21 protein-coding genes and 1 pseudogene are annotated in these 25558 nt (G+C 43.5%); 19 read left to right on the top strand and 3 right to left on the bottom strand.

The features are described from left to right. Positions 1 to 181 precede the first annotated feature (181 nt). The 17 genes from paaA to PR833_RS10505 all read left to right on the top strand — a co-directional run bounded on the left by paaA (position 182) and on the right by PR833_RS10505 (position 17928). Positions 182 to 1120: a 1,2-phenylacetyl-CoA epoxidase subunit PaaA gene (paaA, locus tag PR833_RS10425; RefSeq protein ID WP_036944051.1), complete on the top strand. Its 939-nt coding sequence runs from the start codon at positions 182 to 184 to the stop codon at positions 1118 to 1120. A gap of 22 nt (positions 1121 to 1142) precedes the next feature. Then, entirely contained in the window at positions 1143 to 1430 is a 288-nt protein-coding gene (gene paaB / locus PR833_RS10430) for a 1,2-phenylacetyl-CoA epoxidase subunit PaaB (RefSeq protein ID WP_004923482.1), read from the top strand. A gap of 9 nt (positions 1431 to 1439) precedes the next feature. Then, on the top strand, positions 1440 to 2198 hold the full coding sequence (gene paaC / locus PR833_RS10435; RefSeq protein ID WP_150376113.1) for a 1,2-phenylacetyl-CoA epoxidase subunit PaaC: 759 nt from the start codon (positions 1440 to 1442) through the stop codon (positions 2196 to 2198). Positions 2199 to 2202: 4 nt separating this feature from the next. After that, a complete protein-coding gene (gene paaD / locus PR833_RS10440) occupies positions 2203 to 2712 on the top strand; it encodes a 1,2-phenylacetyl-CoA epoxidase subunit PaaD (RefSeq protein ID WP_014657032.1) in 510 nt (169 codons plus the stop codon). 10 nt (positions 2713 to 2722) lie between these two features. Beyond that, on the top strand, positions 2723 to 3781 hold the full coding sequence (gene paaE, locus PR833_RS10445) for a 1,2-phenylacetyl-CoA epoxidase subunit PaaE (RefSeq protein ID WP_014657033.1): 1059 nt from the start codon (positions 2723 to 2725) through the stop codon (positions 3779 to 3781). A gap of 9 nt (positions 3782 to 3790) precedes the next feature. Then, a complete protein-coding gene (gene paaF / locus PR833_RS10450) occupies positions 3791 to 4564 on the top strand; it encodes a 2,3-dehydroadipyl-CoA hydratase PaaF (RefSeq protein WP_004923466.1) in 774 nt (257 codons plus the stop codon). Position 4565: 1 nt separating this feature from the next. Further along, positions 4566 to 5360 carry a 2-(1,2-epoxy-1,2-dihydrophenyl)acetyl-CoA isomerase PaaG gene (gene paaG / locus PR833_RS10455; protein WP_272526082.1) on the top strand — a complete coding sequence of 265 codons (795 nt, stop codon included), beginning with the start codon at positions 4566 to 4568 and terminating at the stop codon, positions 5358 to 5360. Between the two features lies 1 nt (position 5361). Beyond that, positions 5362 to 6900 carry a 3-hydroxyacyl-CoA dehydrogenase gene (locus PR833_RS10460; protein WP_053110257.1) on the top strand — a complete coding sequence of 513 codons (1539 nt, stop codon included), beginning with the start codon at positions 5362 to 5364 and terminating at the stop codon, positions 6898 to 6900. Beyond that, positions 6897 to 7334, top strand: coding sequence for a hydroxyphenylacetyl-CoA thioesterase PaaI (gene paaI, locus PR833_RS10465; protein WP_004923454.1), 438 nt, complete (start codon positions 6897 to 6899; stop codon positions 7332 to 7334). Before PR833_RS10460 ends, paaI begins: the two co-directional genes overlap by 4 nt. Further along, entirely contained in the window at positions 7334 to 8536 is a 1203-nt protein-coding gene (gene pcaF, locus PR833_RS10470; protein WP_014657035.1) for a 3-oxoadipyl-CoA thiolase, read from the top strand. Before paaI ends, pcaF begins: the two co-directional genes overlap by 1 nt. A gap of 201 nt (positions 8537 to 8737) precedes the next feature. Further along, positions 8738 to 10048 carry a phenylacetate--CoA ligase PaaK gene (gene paaK / locus PR833_RS10475; protein WP_272526083.1) on the top strand — a complete coding sequence of 437 codons (1311 nt, stop codon included), beginning with the start codon at positions 8738 to 8740 and terminating at the stop codon, positions 10046 to 10048. A gap of 163 nt (positions 10049 to 10211) precedes the next feature. After that, entirely contained in the window at positions 10212 to 11150 is a 939-nt protein-coding gene (paaX, locus tag PR833_RS10480; protein WP_272526084.1) for a phenylacetic acid degradation operon negative regulatory protein PaaX, read from the top strand. Positions 11151 to 11195: 45 nt separating this feature from the next. Next, positions 11196 to 11789, top strand: a complete 594-nt coding sequence (paaY, locus tag PR833_RS10485) for a phenylacetic acid degradation protein PaaY (protein WP_004923444.1) — start codon at positions 11196 to 11198, stop codon at positions 11787 to 11789. Positions 11790 to 13003: 1214 nt separating this feature from the next. Beyond that, positions 13004 to 13582, top strand: coding sequence for a fimbrial protein (locus tag PR833_RS10490; RefSeq protein ID WP_004923436.1), 579 nt, complete (start codon positions 13004 to 13006; stop codon positions 13580 to 13582). Between the two features lie 55 nt (positions 13583 to 13637). Next, a complete protein-coding gene (locus PR833_RS10495) occupies positions 13638 to 14333 on the top strand; it encodes a fimbrial biogenesis chaperone (protein ID WP_072503009.1) in 696 nt (231 codons plus the stop codon). Positions 14334 to 14354: 21 nt separating this feature from the next. Beyond that, on the top strand, positions 14355 to 16847 hold the full coding sequence (locus tag PR833_RS10500; RefSeq protein ID WP_272526085.1) for a fimbria/pilus outer membrane usher protein: 2493 nt from the start codon (positions 14355 to 14357) through the stop codon (positions 16845 to 16847). Between the two features lie 13 nt (positions 16848 to 16860). Continuing rightward, complete coding sequence (locus PR833_RS10505; RefSeq protein ID WP_076914646.1) at positions 16861 to 17928, top strand: fimbrial protein; 1068 nt, start codon at positions 16861 to 16863, stop codon at positions 17926 to 17928. A gap of 49 nt (positions 17929 to 17977) precedes the next feature. Here the strand turns inward: PR833_RS10505 and PR833_RS10510 are convergent, their stop codons facing one another. Further along, entirely contained in the window at positions 17978 to 19498 is a 1521-nt protein-coding gene (locus tag PR833_RS10510) for a DHA2 family efflux MFS transporter permease subunit (protein ID WP_272526086.1), read from the bottom strand. A 16-nt stretch (positions 19499 to 19514) separates the two neighbouring features. After that, a complete protein-coding gene (gene emrA, locus PR833_RS10515) occupies positions 19515 to 20687 on the bottom strand; it encodes a multidrug efflux MFS transporter periplasmic adaptor subunit EmrA (RefSeq protein ID WP_004923418.1) in 1173 nt (390 codons plus the stop codon). 539 nt (positions 20688 to 21226) lie between these two features. Between emrA and glgB the strand changes: the two genes are divergently transcribed. Both glgB and glgA read left to right on the top strand, forming a co-directional pair. Next, entirely contained in the window at positions 21227 to 23434 is a 2208-nt protein-coding gene (gene glgB / locus PR833_RS10520) for a 1,4-alpha-glucan branching protein GlgB (protein ID WP_076914647.1), read from the top strand. A 3-nt stretch (positions 23435 to 23437) separates the two neighbouring features. After that, positions 23438 to 24877: a glycogen synthase GlgA gene (gene glgA, locus PR833_RS10525; protein ID WP_004923412.1), complete on the top strand. Its 1440-nt coding sequence runs from the start codon at positions 23438 to 23440 to the stop codon at positions 24875 to 24877. Positions 24878 to 25222: 345 nt separating this feature from the next. Here glgA and PR833_RS10530 read toward each other — a convergent pair. Beyond that, a pseudogene (locus PR833_RS10530) lies at positions 25223 to 25558 on the bottom strand (hypothetical protein); the annotation flags it as partial.

Raw genomic sequence — 25558 nt, forward strand, 5'->3', positions numbered from 1 at the left:
AATTTACATAAAATTAACCCTATGATTTAAATCAATAAACTTAAATTGATTGTGAAGCCAATCGCAAAAGGAGAATAAATGAGATTGATTTTATTGTTAACGATTCCTAGCATTAATGTTAAATATTGTGATTCATTTTTTATTTTTATTTAATTTAATACGAATCATTTGGAAGAAAACAATGAATGAGCAAAATCAGGCAAACTTCGAGGCCAAAATCGAAGCCGACATTAATATTGAGCCAAAAGATTGGATGCCCGATGCCTATAGGCAAAACCTGATCCGCCAAGTTGGACAACATGCACACTCGGAAGTTATCGGCATGCTGCCAGAAGCAAACTGGTTAACTCGCGCACCCACATTGAGACGTAAAGCTATCTTGTTAGCAAAAATCCAAGATGAAGCAGGTCATGGCCTCTACCTTTATAGCGCAGCCGAAACGTTAGGATGCACTCGCCAAGACATCTATCAAAAGATGCTTGATGGCAAAATGAAATATTCGTCTATTTTTAACTACCCCACCCTAACTTGGGCCGATGTAGGTGTGATTGGCTGGTTGGTTGATGGTGCCGCCATTGTTAACCAAGTTGCCCTCTGCCGAGCCTCATATGGCCCCTATGCACGAGCGATGGTGAAAATCTGTAAAGAAGAGAGTTTTCATCAACGTCAAGGTTACGAAGCTGTCACTGTACTGGCGAACGGCTCTGATGAACAAAAAGCCATGTTACAAGATGCCATTAACCGTTTCTGGTGGCCTGTTCTGATGATGTTCGGCCCGAACGACAGTGACTCCCCACACAGTGCACAAAGTATGGCATGGAAAATTAAAAGATTTAGCAACGATGAGCTACGCCAAAAATTTGTTGATAACACAGTACCGCAAGTGGAAGCCCTCGGTATGACTATTCCAGATCCAGAACTGAAATGGGATGAGGAGCTAGGGCACTACCGCTTTGGTGAAATCGACTGGGAAGAGTTTTATCAAGTCATTAAAGGCGAAGGCATCTGTAATTACGAACGCGTGCATGCCAAACGCAAAGCTTGGGAAGATGGAGCATGGGTACGCGAAGGTGCCATGGCACATAGCCGAAAACAGAAAGCCGTTAAATCCGCCGCCTAGCACAGAATAAAAGGAAAAGACCATGAGCAATCAAGATTGGCCATTATATGAAGTTTTTGTTCGGAGCAAACAAGGGCTTGCGCATCGTCATGTCGGTAGCCTGCATGCCGCTGACGATCAGATGGCACTAGAAAATGCACGCGATGCTTACACTCGTCGTAGTGAAGGATGCTCCGTTTGGGTGGTCAAAGCGACGCATATTATTGCCTCTCAACCAGAAGATAAGAGCGCTTTCTTTGACCCTGCTGACACCAAAGTCTATCGCCACCCAACTTTTTATACCATCCCCGATGGCATCAAAAACATGTGAGGCAACGATATGAATCAGCATGAAGCACTCAAACAATATGTTTTAAGGCAAGGCGATAGCGCATTGATCCTGGCTCAACGGCTATGTGAATGGTGTGGTCATGCACCAGAATTGGAAATCGACCTTGCTCTCTCCAACATCGGTTTGGACTTACTCGGTCAGGCAAGAAACTTTTTAGCGTATGCCGCAACCCTATCAGGAACAGAGTTTGATGAAGATAAAATTGCCTTCCTCCGAGATGAACGTGAGTTTTGCAACTTACTGCTGGTAGAGCAACCAAACGGCGGCTTCAACGACACGCTAGTACGCCAATTTTTTATGGATGCCTACCATGTTCCGCTTTATCAAGCCTTAATTCACAGCGCAGATGAACAATTGGCAGCCATCGCGGAAAAATCGCTCAAAGAGGTGCTCTACCACTTACGCTTTAGCCGTAACTGGATGATCCGCTTAGGTGATGGTAGCGAAGAAAGCCATCGGCGAATTCAGCAGTCGGTCGATCAACTGTGGCGCTTTACAGGCGAATTATTCCACGCCGATGAAGTCGAGATTACGCTCGCAGAGGTAGGTATCGCTGTTGACCCTCGAACATTACGTGAACAGTGGTTAGAAACGGTCACAGAGACTTTCGCGCAAGCCACGCTGACGATGCCTGAACAAAATGCATACCGTTTAGGTGGCAAACAGGGTAACCACACTGAACACTTGGGCCTCATTTTAACCGAGCTACAGTTTGTCCAACGCGCTTATCCAAATTGTGAATGGTGATGCTATGGAACAGAGATTGCAAAACAGCGGGTTACAACCCCCTCAAATTCATCAGATCTGGCAGCAACTGCATCAAATCCCCGATCCTGAGTTACCTGCACTCTCCATTACTGATCTTGGCATGATCCGCAATGTTTTTGCCACATCTCGTGGCTGGAAAGTGATGTTTACACCCACTTATTCCGGTTGCCCAGCAACTGAATTTTTAATTAACGAAATCAAAAATGTTTTAGAGCATGCCGGGTTTCCCAATGTGGAAATCGAGGTCGTTCTCACGCCGGCATGGACAACAGATTGGATGAACCAAGACGCCAAACAACGCTTGCGTGAATTTGGTATTGCGCCGCCAGCAGGAAAAGCCTGTGAACACCCCGAAAAATCGGGGCCAATCTGTTGCCCACGTTGCGACAGTCAACACACAGAGAAAATCAGCGAATTCGGCTCGACCGCCTGCAAAGCACTATATCGCTGTCTCGAATGCTTTGAGCCATTTGATTATTTTAAATGTATTTAAGGGCACACTCATGACTGTATTTCATCGTTTAAGTATTGCTGCAATTGAACGTGACACGCCTGATGCGGTTGCTGTGACCTTCTGCGTTCCTGATAATTTGCGCGAGCACTATCGCTACCGCCCTGGGCAACATTTAACCCTAAAAGCCTTAGTCAATGGCGAAGACTTACGCCGCTGTTATTCCATTTGCAGTTCACCTGACGACGGGGTGCTAAAAATTGGTGTTAAAGCCATCCACGAAGGACGTTTTTCAAATTTTATTAACCAACAACTTCATGTTGGCGATAGCCTTGATGTAATGATCCCCCAAGGGAAATTTGGTTATCAACCTCAAGTCACAACAGAAGGTCGTTACCTTGCGGTTGCGGCAGGCTCCGGTATCACACCTTTACTTTCCATTATTAAAGCCACCCTACAAACTGAGCCACACAGCCGCTTCACTTTAATTTATGGCAACAAAAATAGCCGTTCGGTGATGTTTAAAGAGAGCATTGCCGACCTTAAAAACCAGTATGCAGAACGTTTTCAGGTGCTCTATCTATTTAGCCAAGAGCAGCAAGACAGTGCACTGCTTAGCGGTCGCGTGAATAAGCCACAATTAATGGCATTGGGTAAAACCTTGCTCAATTTTAAGCAATTTGACCATGCTTTTGTGTGCGGCCCTGAAGAGATGATGGACGATGTGCAATCTGCATTAGCTGAATGTGGCATGGCGCCAGAGCGTATTCATAGTGAGCGTTTTAACACTTCCGGCACGAAATTCCGCCCATCTGCAACATTAGCAACGGATAACCGCCAAGTCAGCATTCACCTTGATGGACGTACAATGACCATCAATATGGATAGCCAAGACGACAGTATTCTGGATGCGGCCTTACGCCAAGGCGCAGACCTTCCCTATGCCTGTAAAGGCGGTGTTTGCGCAACATGTAAATGTAAGCTTAAAGCGGGCGAAGTTGAAATGGGCGTCAACTACAGCCTTGAGCCGGACCAAATTGCGGATGGTTATATTTTAAGCTGCCAAGCATGGCCGAAAGGCGATGGCGTAGAACTCGATTTCGATGTGTAGGAGGCTCATATGCAAACTGATTGGATCCTAGCTCATATTGAACATCGCGTCCTAACATTGACGTTGAATCGCCCTGATGTGCGTAACGCCTTAAGTACTGATTGCCTCGAATTACTTGTCGATCACCTTGAACAAGCCGATAAAGACCCACAAATCGGCGCCATCGTTATTGCCGGCAACCCACGTTTTTTTGCGGCGGGTGCTGACCTTAAAGAGCTCCAGCAACAAACCGTTGCGGCGGCGATCACGGATAGGCGCCCTCAAGTTTGGCGTCGTTTTTCGCAAATTTCCAAACCCATTATCACCGCAGTCAATGGTTATGCATTGGGTGCTGGCTTTGAATTAGTACTTGCAAGTGATGTGGTCATTGCCGGTGAAACGGCGCGTTTTGGCTTACCTGAAATCACCCTAGGGCTAATACCTGGCGCGGGAGGAACTCAACGTCTGGTTCGCGTGGTTGGCAAATCCCTTGCGATGCAAATGGTACTCACGGGCGAGGCGATTCCTGCACAACGTGCCTTACAAGCAGGATTAGTGAGTCAAATTTGTGTGGATGGGTTAGTTGTTGAATACGCACAGAAACTTGCCCAACGCATGGCGGATCACGCCCCACTTGCCGTGAGAGCGGCTAAAGCATCCATTAATGCAGCTCAAGAAATCTCACTTTCAGAGGGATTACAGCTTGAGCGCCAATATTTTGTCACCTTGGCAGGTACTGATGACCGCCGCGAAGGGATCAATGCTTTCTTTGAAAAGCGACAGCCAAAATTTACAGGACAATAAGATGCCAAACAGCGCAATGATACTGACAACACTGGAAAATGGCGTACTCACCATTACATTAAACCGCCCTGACCGGTTAAACAGCTTTAACGATGAAATGCATCGTCAACTAAGTGATGCACTAAAAATTGCTGAACGTGATGATACCGTGCGTTGTTTAGTGATTACAGGAGCCGGTCGTGGTTTTTGTGCAGGTCAAGATTTGAATGATCGCAATGTTTCGGTTAGCGAACAGGCACCGGATTTAGGTTATTCCGTCGAAACTTTCTATAACCCTCTGATGCGCCGACTCACTTCACTACCGAAGCCTATCATCTGTGCCGTTAATGGCGTAGCCGCAGGTGCAGGCGCGGCAATCGCCTTAGCGGGTGATATCGTTATTGCGGCTAAAAGCGCCAGTTTTATTCAATCTTTTTGCCGCTTAGGTTTAGTACCGGACTCCGGTGGTAGCTGGTTCTTACCTCAATTAGCAGGCCATGCAAGAGCCATGGGGATGGCATTACTTGGCGATAAAATTAGCGCTGAGCAAGCACTACAGTGGGGCATGATTTGGCAAGTCACTGAAAATGATGAGCTGACAACCACCGTTAATCAATTAGCCCAGCACTTCGCCACACAGCCAACCTATGGCTTAGGGCTAATCAAAAAAGCTATCTATCGTGCCGCAACTAACACATTAGATGAGCAGCTAGACCTAGAACGTGATTTACAGCGCTTAGGTGGACGCAGCGAAGACTATCGCGAAGGAGTCGATGCCTTTTTGAATAAGCGCGAACCTAAGTTTAAAGGACGCTAATATGACTTTAACTCTTAATACCGTCGCTGTCATTGGTGCTGGCACAATGGGTATCGGCATTGCACAGGTGGCAGCAAGCGCTGGACATACGGTACTGCTATTTGACATCAACACACAAGCACTGAATAAAGCAAAACAGTCTTTAACTGAACGGTTAAATAAGCGCGTTCAGCAGGGCAAAGCGGATGCGCAAACAACAGAGGCACTGCTTGCGCGTATTACACTTGTACATACGATGGCTGACTTAGCACCGGCTCAATTAGTCATTGAGGCTGTCGCTGAGAAACTGACTATAAAACAAGCGATATTTAGCGAACTTGAAGGCATTTGCAAAGAAAATACCCTCTTTGCAAGTAACACCTCTTCGTTATCGATTACCGCCATCGCCAGCCAACTTAAACACCCAGAGCGCTTTGCTGGCCTCCATTTTTTCAACCCAGCTCCCATTATGAAGTTGGTTGAAGTTATTCGTGGGCGCGAAACCGCAAGCGCTGTTATTGAACAGCTAAAAAACTTGGCGGTCGCATGGGGCAAAATTCCCGTTATCTGCCGCTCAACGCCTGGCTTTATCGTTAATCGAGTTGCTCGCCCTTTTTATGCTGAAACATTACGCGCACTTGAAGAGCAAATCGCAAACCCTGCAACATTAGATAGTGTTCTACGTGATGCCGGTGGGTTTTCCATGGGCCCTTTACAACTGACCGACCTTATTGGTCATGATGTGAATTACGCGGTGACGGATTCGGTTTTTCAAGCATTTGGCTACGACCCTCGGTTCCAAACCTCCTTTGAACAATTAGAGCTGGTCCAAGCGGGACATCTCGGTCGAAAAACTGGCCGCGGCTTTTATCATTACGATGACAACAAACCACTGCCTAAAGCCACAATGGCAGAAAAAGTGATATTAAACAATCCCCCCTCCGTTACGGCTCGAGGCGATTGGCAAAGTTTACCTGAGTTTGCACAATTATTAAGGCAAAACGGGATCCCTCTCGAAGAATCTAAAATAGATAGCCACGAATCGCCTACACTCCGAGTTAACAATGTTATTGTTATGTTAACGAATGGTGAATTGACTTCTGTACGAGCGCAAAAAGCCAATCAGAGCATGGTGCAATTTGATTTATCCGCTGATTATGCCAAAGCAAACGCAATTGCAATCAGTTGTGCAGTCCAAAACAGCCACCAAGAAAACCAGAGTGTCATTGCCTTTTTTCAATCGCTCAACAAGGACGTGATTGTATTACCTGATTATCCCGGCCTATTGACAATGCGGACGGTTGCCATGCTATGCAATGAAGCTTTAGATGTTGTCAATAAAGGCGTCGCTAGCCCAAAAGATACTGATAACGCAATGCGTTATGGCGTGAACTACCCTAAAGGGCCGCTCGCTTGGGGCGCCGAAATTGGCTGGCAACATATCCTTAATACACTCGATCAGTTATCGCAGTTTTATGCCGACGGGCGCTACCGGGCGAATCCCCTGTTGCGCCAATTGGTTGCTGGGGTGCGGTCATTACCTGCTAAGGAGCTGCAATGAGTTCACAAACCACAATAACATTGGCTCAACAATCCGCAGACATCATGTACCGTGACGATGCTTGCGCAAAAGCGATGGGGATGGTGATAGAGCAAGTTTCTGAGGGAGCCGCTCAACTCTCCATGACCGTCACTTCGCACATGCTTAATGGCCATAAAACCTGCCATGGCGGTCAACTATTCAGCCTAGCTGACACCGCGTTTGCTTACGCTTGCAATAGCCATGGACTCGCCGCTGTTGCCTCAAGCTGCTCCATTGATTTTATCCGCCCTGCATATGAAGGGGATACATTGACCGCAGTCGCAAACGTTAAGCATCAGGGCAAACGTACTGGCTTATATGAAGTAGAAATTGTCAACCAACAAGGCAAAACCTTAGCTTGGTTCTACGGGCGAGCACATCGCCTAGGTCACCGTTTAACAGGAGAAGAGTGATGAGAGATGCCTTTATCTGTGATGGTATCAGAACCCCAATTGGCCGCTACGGAGGCGCACTGTCCTCTGTACGCCCTGATGACCTCGCCGTTTTACCTTTAAAGGCTCTAATGGAAAGGCATCCTCAATTAGATTGGTCAATAACTGATGACATTATCTTAGGTTGCGCAAATCAGGCTGGTGAAGATAACCGTAATGTCGCACGAATGGCGAGTTTATTAGCGGGTCTTCCATTATCCGTATCGGGCACTACCGTGAATCGTCTTTGTGGTTCAGGCCTTGATGCAATTGCACTTGCGGCTAGAAGTATCAAAGCGGGGGAAGCGAATTTTATGATTGCAGGCGGTGTCGAATCAATGAGCCGCGCGCCCTTTGTTATGGGTAAATCAGAATCGGCCTTTTCAAGGCAAGCACAAATATTTGATACCACAATTGGTTGGCGATTTGTCAATCCACTGATGGAAAAGCAGTTCTCAACACATTCGATGCCAGAAACGGCGGAGAACGTTGCAGAAGAGTATCGCATCCATCGAGCTGACCAAGATGCCTTTGCTCTACGTAGCCAACAACGCACCGAACAGGCTCGTCAACAAGGCGTTTTCGCACAAGAGATCATCCCCGTCACCATTAAACATCGCAAAGGGGAGACGATTGTTACAGAAGACGAACACCCAAGACCTGAAACAACCTTGGAACAATTACAAAAGTTAAAAACACCGTTTCGTGAAAATGGCTCAGTGACAGCAGGTAATGCTTCTGGGGTGAATGATGGTGCAGCCGCCTTGATTATCGCTTCCCAAGAAACGGCTAAAGCTCAGGGGTTAACCCCTAAAGCACGAATTATCGCAACAGCAACCTGTGGTGTTGAACCTCGGTTTATGGGGATAGGACCATTACCCGCTACCCAAAAAGTCCTCAAAATGACGGGGCTAACAATCGAACAAATGGATGTGATTGAGCTAAACGAAGCTTTTGCTGCTCAAGCACTCGCTGTACTAAGAGGATTAGGTTTACCTGACGACGCGCCACAAGTGAATCCAAATGGTGGTGCCATTTCCTTAGGCCACCCTCTTGGTATGAGTGGGGCAAGGTTGGCGATTACCGCCGTGAACGAATTACATCGTCGCCAAGGGCGCTATGCCTTATGCACCATGTGTATTGGTGTGGGCCAAGGCATAGCCATGATTATTGAACGAGTTTAGACCGATTAACCTACCCAAAATCACACCGTTCTAATGAGATGAATGATGGGTAAAAAATAAAAACGCCTGAAACCCTACACCTGCTCAGGCCAATACTGCACTCGCTTTTCGCCATTGCATATATACCCGCCCTGACTCGGCAATATATCGCAAAAAAGGCTTAAAGCATGCGGATATCAATAATTATAAGGACTAGCAATTATGAGCACTCTACAACACACTATTGATCCAATTGAGTTTGCATCGAGAGATGAAATCGAGGCATTGCAGTTCTCAAGACTGAAGTGGACACTCACTCACGCTTATGAAAATGTGCCGATGTATCGCAAAAAATTCGATGCGGCCGGCGTTCATCCTGACGATTTCAAGCAACTGAGTGATATCGAAAAATTCCCGTATACCACAAAGCAAGATCTACGCGAGAATTACCCATTTAATACCTTTGCAGTGCCCATGGATAAAATCATCCGTATTCATGCCTCTTCGGGCACGACGGGTCGCCCCACTGTTGTCGGCTATACCCAACAAGATATTGATAATTGGGCTGATTTAATCGCTCGTAGCCTACGCTCTGCGGGAGCCACGAAAGGAGATAAAATCCACGTTGCCTACGGCTACGGCCTATTTACCGGTGGCTTAGGCGCTCATTATGGTGCTGAGCGTCTTGGTGCAGCCGTTATTCCTATGTCTGGTGGTCAGACAGAAAAACAGGCTCAATTAATTGCTGATTTCAAACCTGACGTCATCATGGTAACCCCCTCTTACTGTCTAAGCATCATTGATGAGCTAGAGAAAATCATGGGCGGAGACGCAAGTAAGTGCTCACTAAGACTAGGCGTATTTGGTGCAGAGCCATGGACTGAGGCATTAAGAACAGAAATTGAAACTCGCTTAGGCATCAAAGCGCTTGATATCTACGGCCTGTCAGAAGTCATGGGGCCAGGTGTGGCCATGGAGTGTGCCGATGCCGGAGAAAGTGGGCCTACAATCTGGGAAGATCATTTTTATCCGGAGATTATCTCACCTGATACCCTAAAAACACTCTCGCCCGGTGATAAAGGTGAGTTAGTATTCACTACCCTAACAAAAGAGGCTATGCCTGTTATCCGCTATCGCACTCGCGATTTAACCCACTTAATGCCGGGGATTAATCGTAATATGCGCCGTATCGGTAAAATTACCGGCCGCTCTGATGACATGATGATCATTCGTGGAGTCAACGTTTTCCCATCGCAGATAGAAGAGCAAATCATGCAGTTCAAAGAGCTTTCCCCTCATTACCAGCTAGAAATTAGCCGTAAAGGGAATATGGATAGCTTAGCTATTCGCGTCGAGCTGAAAAAACCCGATCTTCTGACCTATGATGAGCGTTGTAATATCTGCCATAACCTTAAGCATCGAATTAAGTCAATGGTAGGCGTGAGCACACAGATCAGTCTCGTTAATTGCGGTGATATCCCTCGTTCACAAGGCAAAGCGGCTCGTGTTATTGATACAAGGATCGCCATATAAATCTTCTCTACGAGGCACCTCACAATGGATAAATGTCGGGGTGCCTTTAATTTTAGTTTCCTAATATAACAATGCCCTGTGTAGCAAATAGAAGACAAGCAAGATGTTTTTGTCTACTATTCATTCATATTTTTGATACAGATATTCATCGGATAATGACAAAATGGAAACTAAACTTAACCAATTTATACAGCATGCGCTAACCAGCCAGCCAATTAGTGGAACATCACTCATTATCTCTCTTTATGGCGATGCGCTACACCACCGCGGGGGCGAAGTATGGCTTGGTAGCTTAACCAATTTACTTGAACCAATGGGCTTTACCGACCGCTTTGTCCGTACTTCTGTATTTCGCTTACAAAAAGAAGGCTGGCTAGATGCTGAAAAAATCGGTCGTCGTAGCTATTACCGAATATCTGAACGTGGTCAAAACCAATTTCGTCACGCTGAAAGTAAAATCTATCAAAGTGAGCAACCCAATTGGGATGGCGAGTGGGATTTATTGTTACTTGAAGCCGCTGACAAAGATGAAAAAGCAAGGCTCAAAAAAGAGTTAAGCTGGTTAGGATTTGGTCAATTTAGCACCTCACTGATGGCAGCACCAAGTAGCGCTCAAAGCGATATTCCTTCATTACTTAATGAACTTAATGCAAGTGAAGAGGTGATCTACTTTCGAGCAGATTACCCCTATAACCGCTCCGAAAAACACCTAAAAGAGTTGGTGTCAGACAGTTGGTCGTTACAACAGGTGGCTGAACATTATCACCAATTTATCGTGTTATTTCGCCCACTCGCACTCTTATTAAAAGAGTTATCGGATGAGCAAATAACACCTGAGCAATGCTTTCAACTACGCTTATTACTGATCCACTTTTATCGCCGAGTAGTATTAAAAGATCCGCTGCTACCTGATGAGTTACTCCCTGCGCAATGGGAGGGGCAAATAGCCAGGAATCTGTGTATCAATATTTACCAGCGTGTTGAAGTAGCAGCAACACGCTACGTCAGCGAAATATGCGAAACAACTGTAGGGGAACTGCCGCAACCGACTACAACCTATTTCCGACGTTTTGGCGGTGTATTAAAAGAGATCGCGGCATAAATCTTCTTAAATACCGATGTAACTTAAACAGAAGGGGAACTCAATATGCCTTTTTATCAGATAGATGGCATCACGCCAGTTGTTAGTCCAGAAAGTTTTGTGCATCCAACCGCTGTGATCATTGGCGACGTGATTATCGGAAAAAATGTTTATATTGGCCCTAATGCGAGCTTACGTGGAGACTTCGGGCGTTTGATCATTAAAGAAGGGGCTAATGTTCAGGATAACTGTGTTATGCATGGTTTCCCGCAATACGATACCATCATTGAAGAAAATGGTCATATTGGTCACGGTGCGATTTTGCACGGCTGCCATATTAAGCGTAATGCCTTGGTTGGAATGAACAGTGTCATTATGGATGGCGCCGTGATTGGCGAGAATTCTATTGTTGGCGCTTGCTCCTTTGTGAAAGCAGAAGCGGTATTTGCAGATAATACGTTGATCGTAGGAACACCTGCTAAAGCACAAAGAACACTGTCTGAAAAAGAAATAGCTTGGAAAAGCCGAGGTACGGCTGACTATCAAGACCTTGTTATCCGCTGCCAACAAAGCTTCAAAGAAGTTACCCCACTCACACAAGAAGAGCCAGATCGCCCGAAACTGACATTTGAAGGTGTCATTCCGAAATCAGCCCTATAGTTACCCTACGAATAAAATAATAAGCACTCCACTTCGAGTGCTTTTATACCCATAATTAAGTAAAGTCACTGATTATTGGCAATAAATCATCATTAAATTGATACTATTCTGATTCGCTTATATCGCCGTGTTTAATACAATCCCTTAGAAATAAAATAAGCAGTGGCTGTTTTTCAACCCACAATAACAAAGAATAACAATTCGTTATGGGTATTTATCGTGCAAAATACCACCCATGTTGAAAAATTCACCGCCTTTTCTTCTATGTGCAAAAGAAAAGGTAAATTAATAATAAAGTTAATTTGTTTTTTGCCGATAATGAAACCTGTAGAAATGAATAAATCATTTTTAGATAAATTAAGTTTAACTGGCAGACCTTTTTCGAAGTGAGCCAATATAAAATAAACCTTATTATTAATGTGATTATTTTATAGATATTAGCTATTAATATGATAGTTAAAACCTAAAATTGATTAATATTTACTCATCGACACGTCATTGTTTATATCAAAAAAATATTTCACATGGTGAATATATTTATTAACAATAATACATATTAAGAATAGTTTCATTTTTATATAAATATTTATTTTGACTAAACTTATTTATTCAGATTAAAAATTTGAATAAAATAAAATTATTAAAATGATTTTCATCAAAAAAATTTATGTATTTTGACTATTTATCAACTACTACCAAAGGAGTACCTGACTTAACATATTGATTTAAAATCAATAAAGAAATACAAATCCACAAAATGAAACGTTTGGTAACAAGTTTTTAACTCTACTTTTGTAGCCAAAAAATACATATAACTCTGAATTAACTGAAATTAAAAAATAAAACACCACCCTCTTTTCAAAATACGCCCTTTAACACGTAATCAGCAATCTTTTCCGAGCCTAATTCGATATTTAATTTTTAAATCTAATATGAGTAATAATCCCCCTCTTTTTAAACAAATGATTACACGTATAATAGCGCCCTATAAAATTTGATATAAATCAAATTACCCTCAAATTTAAATGAGGCTGAAATATAAAGCGCCTTTGTTAAAAAGTGCCGTTTCGTATTTCTGTTTTTTAAATTCAACGTAATTAATAAATTTTTTTAAACTGGCTGAGGATGGCTTTCTATTTCTATAAATAACAGAAGGCGCAAACTTTGCCATTCCTCTTTTATTAACATATATACAGCTTTTCTCGGAGAAGAAAATGAATAACAAATTTGCATTATCAGTTGCAACGGCATTAATTCTTTCTGCTACACCAGCACTTGCTGCTGAAAAAGCAGCTGGTGGTGTAATTAACTTTAGTGGCGCAATTACTGATACAACTTGTACTATCAATGGCGGTAAAAGTGCGGATTTCACTGTTGCATTAAATCCAATCACTGTTGAAGATGCAGGCACGACTCAAGGCATTATTACTAAAAATAAAAAAACAGTATCACTCACTTTCTCTAACTGTACTTCTGCAAGCGGCGCTGCTGATACCCCTCTGAAAATTTATTTCTCATCTGCAAATAATATTTCTACTGATGGTAAGTATCTGCAAAATACCACAGTTAATGAAAATGACACGAGCGTTTCTCGTAACGTTGGTTTCGCCATTACTAAAACAACAGACCAAATTCCTCTGTTATTAAACCAACCATTCGTTACTGATATCAAAGGCAACGACTCTAACACTGAAACCTTAGCATTAGATATCTATTACTATAAAACGAATGCTCTGCCAGCAAGAGTTGGTAGCTTAAGCTCTAACGTCACTTATACCATTTCATATCTGTAATTATTTACCCAAATAGCCAGGCTATTTTATTAGCTTGGCTATTTCTGAGTTTATTATTATGCGCCTACTTATTTTATTTTCCTTACTCGCTAGTATTAATACTGCCTTTGCTAATATTGTTGTTAATGGAACACGCGTTATTTATCCAGAAAAAAATAACGAAACCATCGTACAACTTATTAATAATGGAAATGATCCAGCCTTAGTCCAATCATGGATTGACGATGGTGATATCAATTCAACACCAGAAACAGCCAATGTTCCTTTTTTGCTTTCTCCCCCTGTTGTTAAGGTATCAGGGAATGATGGGCAACAGTTACGCATTAAAAAACTCCCCGCATCGCTGCCAACCGATCGCGAATCTGTTTTTTATTTAAATATATTAGATATCCCACCAACACCAGAACATCTGCAAGGGAAAAACACGATGCAGTTGGCGATTAAAACACGTATTAAACTGTTCTATCGTCCGAACCACTTACAAGCCGGTGTTGAACAAGCACTCGAACAGATTGAAGTGAAAGCGGAAAACAAACAATTCCGTATCACTAACAATAGTCCTTATTACGTCACTCTTGCGAATGTTGATGATAAAAAAGGTAAAAAAATATTGACCGATTCACTCATGGTAGCGCCGTTTTCACATGCTTTAGCACCAACTAAAACCGCTGTCAGTGCAGGTCAAAAATACAGTTTGCTCTATGTCGATGATCTCGGCGCCTATAAAAATAAAGATGTGATTGCAAAATAAAATATAAGAGAGCTTGTAATAATGAAGTTGCATGGCCGCCATAGGAGCCTATTAGCAGTTTGCCTAATTCTTGGAACATCAAAAAGCTGGGGGGTGAGTTTTGATACCTCTTTACTCGCTGGTGATTCCGCGAAATCCGATCTGTCTCGCTTTTATGAAGAGCAAAGCATGCCAGCGGGTACACAAGAGATGGATGTCTTTATTAATGGCGATTGGAAAGGCCGTTATCCTTTTATATTTACAGACTCTCACAACCGTATTTTTCTTAGCAAACGCGAAGCTGGACTTTTAGGGATCAAATTACCTGAAACATCGGATGAAGAGCAGGAATATACATTAGAACAATTGGTCCAAGGTGGTAGCTTTAATGTCGATATCAGTACATTAAGCATCAAAATGTCTATTCCACAAAGCTTTCTTTTGCACAACGAAGTGGGCTATGTTCCTCCCGAATTTTGGGAAGAGGGTATCCCCGCAGCCATGCTTTCATATAACGCGACTTACTATAAAACAAAGAATAAAAATGGTGATAAATCATCGAGTGATGATCTCTACGCGGGTTTTGAATCGGGGCTCAATTTTAGCTCTTGGCAATTTCGCGATAGCAGCTCACTCCGAAAACATTCAGGTGATAGCTTAAAATGGGAAAATAATACACGCTATCTACGCAAAGCTTTACCATTATATCAATCCAATTTTATTGCAGGTGATTTTTACTCCCAGGGAACACTATTTGATTCAGTGCGAGTTCGTGGCGTTTCTCTCGCCTCAGACATTAATATGCGCCCCACTTCACAACAAGGCTTTGCCCCGATTGTTAGAGGTGTCGCTCAAACTAACGCCCTTGTCAAAGTCATACAAAACGGCAGTATTATTTACCAAGAAAACGTGCCACCAGGGCAATTTACCATCGATAATATTCAGCCAACGGGGTCGGCTGGCGATTTGTTAGTGATCGTAAAAGAAGCCAACGGGCAAGAACAATCTTTTACGGTTCCATTTTCTGCCGTACCGGGGATGTTAAAAGAGGGGGTAAGTAATTATGCCCTGCTCGCTGGTAAGGTGAACCAAGAAAATGGTCACTATCAGCCCAAATTTCTCCAAGGCACCTTCGAATATGGTTTTAATAACCTAATCACTGGCTACACGGGGGTGATTGCAAGTGAAGATTATCAAGCTTATCTGCTCGGCTCTGGTTGGAACTTACCTATTGGTGCTGTTTCTCTCGATATCACACATGCCAATACTCAATTACCTAATGACACGCAGAAAGGCCAAAGTATGCGAGTGTCATACAGTAAGTTTCTCAATACGACAGCTACCAACTTCACCTTAGCCGCCTATCGCTATTCGACCAAAGGCTATTATAGCTTCAGTGATTCGATTCATGCCCATGAAGGTTATCGTTTATATCAGGAAACTTTAGAAAAACAGGCCACAGAGACACTGCCTCATCGTGAATTACCTGCTTTCGATATAAATACGTGGGATTCTATGCGTGGGGTTCGTCCAAAAAATACCTTCACGATCAATTTAAATCAGCGCTTACCTGAAAACTGGGGAACCTTCTACGTTTCCGGCTCCCAACGTGACTATTGGTCGACTACCCCAACAACCCGCGAGTACCAACTAGGCTACTCGAATGCGTATTCAGATATCAGCTATTCACTGTCCGCTAGCCGAGTACGAGATGGTAAAGGCGAAGAAGAAAATCGCTACTATATTTCAATCAGTTTACCTCTGTCTGTATTTGATAATGATATATGGGTCAGCACAGGCCTTACTGCTACCGATTCTCACTATCAACAAAGTACCGTTTCTTTAAGTGGTACGGCTCTGGAAGCAAACCGATTGAGTTATTCACTTTCCGGCAGTAATCAGCAAGGTGGCCAAAACATGGCAAGCGCCAATATGGCTTATCGCTCAAATGTTTCCACTATTGGTAGTTCACTCAGTGAATCTAATGACTACCATCAAACTGGGCTGAGTGCACGCGGCAGCTTAGTCGCTATACCTTGGGATATACTCGCATCTAACGAAATCGGCAATACAATGACCATCGTCAAAGCGCCCCATGCACAAGGCTTAATGGTGAATGGCGACCAAAGTATCGTGACCAATAAAGAAGGACTGGCATTAGTACCTTATGCAACGCCATATCGTAAAAATACGATTATGCTTTCAAATACAGAAAATACACAAGGCGCTGAAGTTATCGGCAATATGGCAAATAGCGCACCAATCGAAGGTTCAGTGAACTTAGTGAAATTCAAAACCGATACGCGCACCTCTTGGCTCAGTCGTGCATTACGACAAGATGGCAGTGCATTACCTTTCGGCGCAGAAGTAACTGACCTTCAAGGAGAAGCGATTGGCTATGTAGGGCAAGCCAGTGTGCTGTATTTAAAAGCAGAAGCTTTTCCTAAGTCGGTCATTATTCGGTTAAATGAGGGTCACTGCACCATTCATAACTTACCAGACAACCTTGACGGCCCCACTGGCGTTTGCCAATAACGAGATGAATGTCATGATGCGATACTATCTTTTTTTAATCCTAATTCTCTTTAGCGGCTATAGTCAGGCAATTTGCCATGAAAGTGGCATAAGCTATGCTTCGCCAATTAGCATTGATTTGTCGGATAAACTCACCCCCGCCACCCCCGAGTGGACAACGACCATATCGACACAGTACTCGGGTAGCTTTAATTGTTCCACCCGCCAAAGCGAATTTGGTTATACCAAAATCCTGAATACTGACAACCAATATGCAACCATTTTGAGTTTTATGAATGGGAAATATCATGTCAGGGCACAAATCATTAATGATATTCCGAATAAGAAACTGAATAAATCAGGTCGTCACTCTGCTTCTGAGTTAAATACGCCAGTAACGATTAAATTTACGCTTGAACCAAAACAAGGCACGCTCATTGCCGGTGATACCGTCCATCTACATGATATTCTCTTCGTCACAGATTTAAGCGGAATGTCAATTTTTGATATTGTGCTATGGCCCGTTAAACAACTTCTGAAAATCCTACAATGGTTATTTAACGGTTTTAACTGGCCCTATGATGACCGTGATATGTTCGGTCAGCCACTAATATTAAAATATGCACCAAAATTAACTACCTGCGCTTTCCAAAATGCGGGGCTTGTTGTCACATTACCAACATTAAGCCGCCATCAAGTCATCAATGGAAACCAAGCTGGCTATACACCGTTTTCATTGAATATGCGTTGTGAGAACCTTGGGGGCGCAAATAATACGGCAGAAAGAGCGATCGATGTCTTTTTATCTAGCAATAATCTGCTTAGCTCAGATAATACGGTCTTGATTGATAAAACAGCCAATGCCGCACAAGGTATCGGGCTACGCTTAGTTAAAACTAATGCGCCAAATACCCCTGTGGTGATTTCACAAAATCCAAACTCCCGAGGTAATGCAACGTCGCTGTTTTACGTAAATGCAGGAGGCCAACTGGAACCGCACTTTAGTATTCCAATGGCTGTTTACTATTATGCATGGGACCCTCAGCGAGCAACCCAAGGCACCCTCAAAACCACGGCGACACTCAATATTGTCTACCCGTAGGCTTCAAAAGATAAGAGCGCTAATCATTAGCGCTCTTATTGTATTTAACTTACGCTTTACTACCAAAAGGCGGTTTTGCAAACCAGACGGTGATAATCAGTCCAATAAACACCCATCCACACAACCAAAAGATTTCATTGGCCGCAATGATTAATCCTTGGCTAGTGATCTCCTGCACAATAAAGCCCGATGTCTGCTCATGACTTAAGCCATGTGCCGCCATCTCTTTATACATCTCTAGCGATTCAGGGTTATAGTCAGTGATGTATTCCGTTAACTGGCTATGATGGAGCGACTCTCTATCACTCCACATCGTGGTTGTGATTGATGTTCCTATCGAGCCTGCAAGAGTACGGAAGAAGTTTGCAAGACTTGACGCCGACGCCAATTTTTCAGGGGGTAAACCTGACAGTGTTAACGTCGTCAGTGGCATAAAGAAGCAAGCCACAGCCATCCCTTGCACTAACTGAGGCCAAACTACGGCAGAAAAGCCCATACTTGGTTCAAAGGTATATGCCCGCCAGAAGAAACAAATCGCATAGAATACAAAACTAAATGTCACTATCCAGCGAATATCAAGGAAGTCTGACAATTTCGCGACGGGGGCAGAGAACAAGACGGGCAATAACCCTATCGGCGCAAGGGCTAACCCCGCCCATGTTGCCGTATACCCATAGACCTCCTGCAATAACTGGGGCAAGAGAACGATAGCACCAAAGTAGGCCATATAGGCTAAGCTAACGGAAATCGTGCCTATCGTGAAGTTACGTGATTTAAATAGTGCAAGCTCAACAACTGGGTTTTTGTCTGTTAGTTCCCAAATAACCAAAAAAACCAATGCTATCGCTGAAATTACCGCTAATGTGACAATTTCATCAGAGGCTAACCATCCTAACTCTTTCCCCTTATCCAACAGGACCTGAAGGCAACCAACACCCACTGACAATAATGCCAAGCCAATCAAATTAAACGGGACATTGACTACTTTCGATTCCATTCCTTTAAGGATAATAGAGCCCACAATAACCACAAAAATACCCAGTGGAACGTTCATAAAGAAGATCCACCCCCAATGGAAGTTATCACTAATATAACCACCAAAAATAGGGCCAAACACCGGGGCTAAAATGATCGTCATTGACCAAAATGCCAATGCCATATTTTGCATTTTAGGGGGGTAGCAACGCATGATCAGACTTTGTGAAAGGGGGATCACCGGCCCCGCAACAGCACCTTGTAAAACACGAAATAAAATTAACATGCCAAGGCTATCAGAGAAGCCACAAAGTAATGAAAAGATGGTAAATAAAGCGGTTGCCCATATAAAAACACGGACTTCACCAAACCGTTTAGCAAGGAACCCAGAGATCGCAATGGAAATGGCATTAGAAACACCAAATGAGGTAATCACCCATGTTCCTTGTGACATTGAAACACCGAGATCACCAGCAATGGTTGGGATGGCAACGTTAGCGATTGTCGAATCCAGCACCTGCATAAAGGTTGCAAGTGACAATGCAATCGTTGCCCATACCAGCTTTGAGCCCTTTAGTGGTTGAATATCTGCCACAGCCACTCCTTTCGGGCTAATCCGCGTTTTCGTTAATAATCGTGTCGATCACCGAATCGACATCCGCCAGCTTTAACACCAGCACATCACTTTCAAATGCAGGCGTGTCACGCTGAACCTCTGCTAACACAGGGCCATTTTGATCTTTAATATCAATCGTTGCATTCATTGATAACCCAATACGCAACGGATATTTGGCAACCTGTTCAGGGTCTAGCTCTACACGGACAGGCAAACGTTGTACCACTTTAATCCAGTTACCTGTTGCATTCTGTGCAGGTAATAAAGAGAAAGCACTCCCCGTTCCCATATCCAAACCAGCCACTTTACCGGTATACACAATATCATCACCATAAAAATCACTGGTGAGTGTTACTGGCTGCCCTATGCGCACCTTTTCTAATTGTGTTTCCTTAAAGTTCGCATCCACCCAAACGGGTTGAGCTGGCACAATAGCCATCAAAGAGCCTTGCGGACCGACTTGTGAACCGACTTGCACATTACGACGCGAAACATAACCTGTGATAGGGCTTTTCACCTCTGTACGTTGCAAAGTAATCCATGCGTTGCGCACATTATCTGCGGCTTGTTGGATTGCCGGTTGTTTTCTCAACTCGGTATTGCGCAATAGTGCTTGGTTCGCATTATATTGCTGAATGGAGATATCTAAGGCTGCTTGCGCCAACTGCACCGCTTCTTGGGAGTGTTGTAAATCTTCTTTAGAGATAGTCCCACTTCGTCCTAAAGCGGCGCGGCGTTGATAATCTTTCTGTGCTTGCGCAAGTGAGATACGATTTTTTTGGATTTGCGCTTGGTATTCATCACCATTAATGTACAGCTCTTTGGTTTTGCGCACCGTGGTTGCGAGGTCATGTTTTGCCTGCTCGTAGGCTAGCCGTGCATTGGTTTTATCCAGAACCACCAGCACATCACCCGCTTTAACCAAATCGGTATTTTCAAAATTAACCTGAGTCACATTACCTGTAGTCTGCGCAACAATAGGTACTTGCACACCGGAGACATAAGCATCATCAGTATATTCTTGAAAACGTAATACCAAAAACCAATAAGCACCATAAGCAACAAACAGTAGAACAATAATAATTGAAGCAATTACCATCCAGACTTTTCTACGTTTTTCATTCTTCGTTTTTTGATTAGTTTCGGTTGAACTCGTTGGTTGATCCATAATAACTCTCTGGGTCTCACACTTTATTAATCACTACCCTTATATTTACGGACTAATGCTAATAAAGCAATAGAGAATTCCATTTAACAATATTAATTTTTAGTTTTGTCATTAATTAATGTTTTATATTTCACATCAATAAATGACAGTAATATTTAATCAAGAGCATCCGAAATTGAAAAGCATTTTAACGCATAGATTCAACTAGTTATAGATGTTGACTTTTTAGCACCTAGACTTATTATCATAAGAAACAAAACCATTTCCAATTCATCTATTTTTGATGACTTTACTTCAACACCAAGCAGCTTTATTGTTTTATCGCTATATTAAAATATAAAACATTCCTAATTTGATAGTTATTGACTTATCTCAATATTTTTATCAAATGAAATTGTGGACTATTATTTTGTATCATTGAAAATGATAAATAATAACAAATAGCGCTCGTTTTAACGCTACCTTTAGCATCTAAAAGTTAATCATGAAAACGATAATATAAGGCGGCTAGCTGCGACTGATTTCATTCAGGAGAGGTGATGAAAGAGAGAGAAAAACCATCAGAGCAACAACTGATCATCGATCAATTATTTGCCGGACATTATCGTGACCCTTTTGCTTTCCTTGGTATGCATCAACAAGGAAAAGTTACCTATTTTCGAGTCTTACTCCCAAATGCTCAAGAGGTCACCGTACTGGATAGGTTGACCGCAGCCCCCGTTGTGCAACTATCACGCCTTGATGAACGCGGCTTTTTTTCAGGCGATGCAACAGACTTAGACGCTAATTTCACTTATATTTTGCAGGTTAACTGGGGCAATTCACAACAGGTTATTGAAGATCCGTACCGTTTCGGCACATTACTACACGATGCAGATACCAAAGGCCTCCAGCGTACTTTCTCATTTGAGACACTCGGTGCGCATGTACGCCAAGTGGGTGATATTACAGGTACGCATTTTTGTGTTTGGGCACCGAATGCCCAACGAGTCTCTGTCGTGGGCGCTTTTAACTTTTGGGACGGTCGCCGATACCCAATGCGCCATCATCCCGAAAATGGCCTTTGGGAAATCTTTCTTCCCGCGATTCAGGCAGGTACTCACTATCAATATGAAATATTAGATGCAAAAGGCGAAATACAATTAAAATCCGATCCTTATGCCTTTCGCAGCCAATTACGACCAGATACGACATCAATTGTTTCCCTGCTTCCAAAACAGCGCCACCCCACAGCACAGCAAATCCAATCGAACCAACGCAATGCCCCTATCTCTATTTATGAGGTTCACCTTGGTTCATGGCGGCGCTCAGCCAATAACCATAGTTGGCTCACTTACCGAGAACTGGCAGAAACATTACTTCCCTATGTTAAAGAGATGGGGTTCACCCATTTAGAAATATTGCCTATTAGCGAACACCCTTTTGATGGCTCATGGGGCTATCAGCCATTAGGTATCTACTCCCCTACCAGCCGTTTTGGGTCGCCGCAAGATTTGATTGACTTTGTTGATGAAGCACATCGATTAGGTATTAATGTGATCCTAGATTGGGTGCCCGGCCATTTTCCTTCGGATAATAGTGGGTTAGCCAATTTTGATGGTACGCCACTCTATGAGTATGCTGACCCAAAAGAAGGTAAGCACCGCGACTGGGATACTCTGATCTACGACTACCGCAGTCACGAGGTACGCCAGTTTTTATCCGATAATGCCGTCTATTGGGTAGATCGATTTGGCTTCGATGGCTTACGCGTTGATGCTGTTGCATCGATGATTTATCGCGATTATAGCCGCCCTGACGGCGAATGGATTGCAAACGAGTATGGTGGCAATATTAACCTTGAGGCCGTCAGTTTCTTACAGCATACCAACGAATTACTTCACCGTATCCAGCCTAATGTATTAATGGCCGCAGAAGAGTCGACAGACTTCTCTGGGGTGACATTGCCACCATCCCTTGGCGGACTTGGATTTAACTACAAATGGAATATGGGGTGGATGCATGACACGTTAAGCTATTTACAGCTAGACCCTATCGCCCGTAAATACCACCATAATAAAATGACATTCAGCGTGATGTATGCGTGGAGTGAAAACTACATATTGCCTCTATCTCACGATGAAGTTGTTCACGGTAAAGGTTCCTTATTGCGCAAAATGTCAGGCTCACCTGACCAAAAATTTGCCACGCTACGTGCCTATTATGGGTTTATGTGGGCGCACCCAGGTAAAAAGCTGCTGTTTATGGGGGGAGAAATCGCACAATGGCGTGAATGGGATCATGATGGGGAGTTAGATTGGCATCTGGTGGATATTCCTACCAGCCCGCATGCTGGTGTTCAACGTCTGATCAGAGATCTCAACGTTACTTATCGCGGTACACCCGCCCTGTACGATAACGATCACAATGAAAGTGGTTTTGAATGGGTGATCGTCGACGATCACGATAATTCGGTTTTTGCATTTATTCGCTACGCCGAAAATGGCGACCCGCTGCTTGTAATCAGCCATTTCACTCCAGTAACGCGAGCAGATTACCGCATTGGTGTCAGGCTACACGGTCAATATCAAGTCTTATTAAACACAAATGATTCACGCTATGGGGGCAGCGATAAGCATCCTGTTGCTCTTATTTCCAGCCAGCCAATCAAGGCACATGGTTGCCAGTATTCTATTGCATTGACGCTGCCACCGTTATCAACGCTATATCTGACCATAAAGCCAGCCACAAAGAAAAATAAGGAGTAAAAAATGAAAGTATTACATGTTTGTGCCGAGTTTTTTCCTTTATTAAAAACAGGTGGACTGGCTGACGTTGTTGCGGCACTCCCGCCCGCTCAGCGGCAACATGGTGCAGATGCGAGAGTCTTAGTGCCGGGTTTTCCTGCTATTATCAATCAACTTGCTGATAAACAAAAAGTCACGACCCTTAACACATTCGCAGGGGAAGTGACCTTATTTTATTGTCTATATAACGATACGCCATTATATCTTATTGAAGCACCGCACCTTTACCAACGAGAAGGTAGCCCCTATCACGATGGTTATAACAATGCCTATCAAGATAACTATCGCCGCTTTGGATTATTAGGTTTTATCGCCGCTGAACTCGCCAGAGGCTGTGACCCACTATGGCAAGCCGACATTGTGCATGCTCATGATTGGCATGCTGCCCTAGCCTGTGCCTACCTTGCAGCCTATGGCTACCCTGCCCGCTGTATGTTCACCATCCATAATATCGCTTACCAAGGGCTATTTTCACCCCATCATATTCATGAACTGTGGTTGCCCCCTGAGTTTTACAACGTTGATGGAATGGAGTTTTTTGGTCAACTCTCATTTATGAAAGCAGGGCTATTTTATGCCGATCATACTAACGCCGTTAGCCCGACCTATGCCAAAGAGATCTTAAATCCGCATTATGCTTATGGCCTCGATGGGCTTTTAAATCGGCTCAACCACGAGCAGCGCTTAAGTGGTATTTTAAATGGCATAGATACTGAAGTCTGGTCACCTTCAAGTGATGCCTTAATTGCGCAAAAATACAGTGAGCGTAGTGTAAAAAATAAGGTAAAAAACAAACTGGCTTTGCAACAATCCCTCGGCCTTGCGCAACAAACGGATAAACCGCTCTTTGCTGTTGTTAGCCGAATGACCCGCCAAAAAGGTTTGGATCTGATCTTAGAAATCTTACCGGATCTACTGAGTTCTGGTAGTCAGTTTGTTTTACTTGGCAGCGGCGATCACGACCTCGAAAATGCCTATCGCCATGCTCAATCACAATATCCAGATCAGGTACGCGCGATTATTGGTTATGATGAGCCATTATCCCACCAAGTCATTGCAGGTGCAGACGTATTAATGGTGCCAAGTCGTTTTGAGCCATGTGGCCTGACACAGCTCTACGCGCTACGTTATGGCACGTTACCACTCGTGCGCAACACTGGTGGCCTAGCCGATACCGTGACAGATTGTTCATTGGAGGCGATAAAACGCAAAGAGGCAACAGGCTTTGTGTTTAATGAGAGTCATGCCGCCGATCTTAAATCCGCAATCGACCGCGCGTTAGCTTTGTGGGATTCTCCAGCACAATGGCAACAGGTCCAAAAAAATGCAATGGCAAAAGATGTGAGTTGGCAAAAGTCGGCGGAGGCGTATTTAAATATCTATCGAAGAGTGCTGGGGCGATGAATTCTAGGCCCTGTGAATAATTCTATATATTTGCCTATTTATAAAAGGTGGTCGTTCAAACGATCACCGAAATCAATAAATTTAAATGTTAGAGAAATTTCCATCATGCGGAATAGTATTCTCAGGTAATTCGGCTACTACTTAATATTGCAAGCAGTTTCTCTTTAGCAAATTAAAGAATATTATTCGTTTAATCTTATAGTGTGCTAATACCGGTTGATATTCATTTTCCAAATAAAAAAACGCTTGACGTTCGCTACTTTGAATAATTTTTTTGCTTTTTGCCGTCAGCGTCATGACATTATCTATATTCACAGTCAGTAAATTACTGCCTATTAATCGTGATTAAAATAACTTGTGAATCACTTGAAGCTCGGGATTAATCGAAATCAAGTCATCAATCATTTGGTGATAAATAGCGGGCATATTTTGTTTCCATCCTATCATATCCGGACGGTGGTCTATTGCCATGGGGGTTTTTAATAGCGGATGATCAATGATGGGTGTTGTCAAATCATGGCGGGCACGGAAATTTTTGACGGCTTGGTATTCAAACGGCCACGCTAATAAAATTTCCATATCAATTTCATAGCCTGTTGAGCTTTGTTCATTCTCATTATCTGCAAATAATGCAGACCATTCGACATGACAGTCACAAAGTGCAATAAGCCATTGGGAAAC

Origin of the sequence: Providencia sp. PROV189, assembly GCF_028480065.1 — a bacterium.
Classification (GTDB): domain Bacteria; phylum Pseudomonadota; class Gammaproteobacteria; order Enterobacterales; family Enterobacteriaceae; genus Providencia; species Providencia stuartii.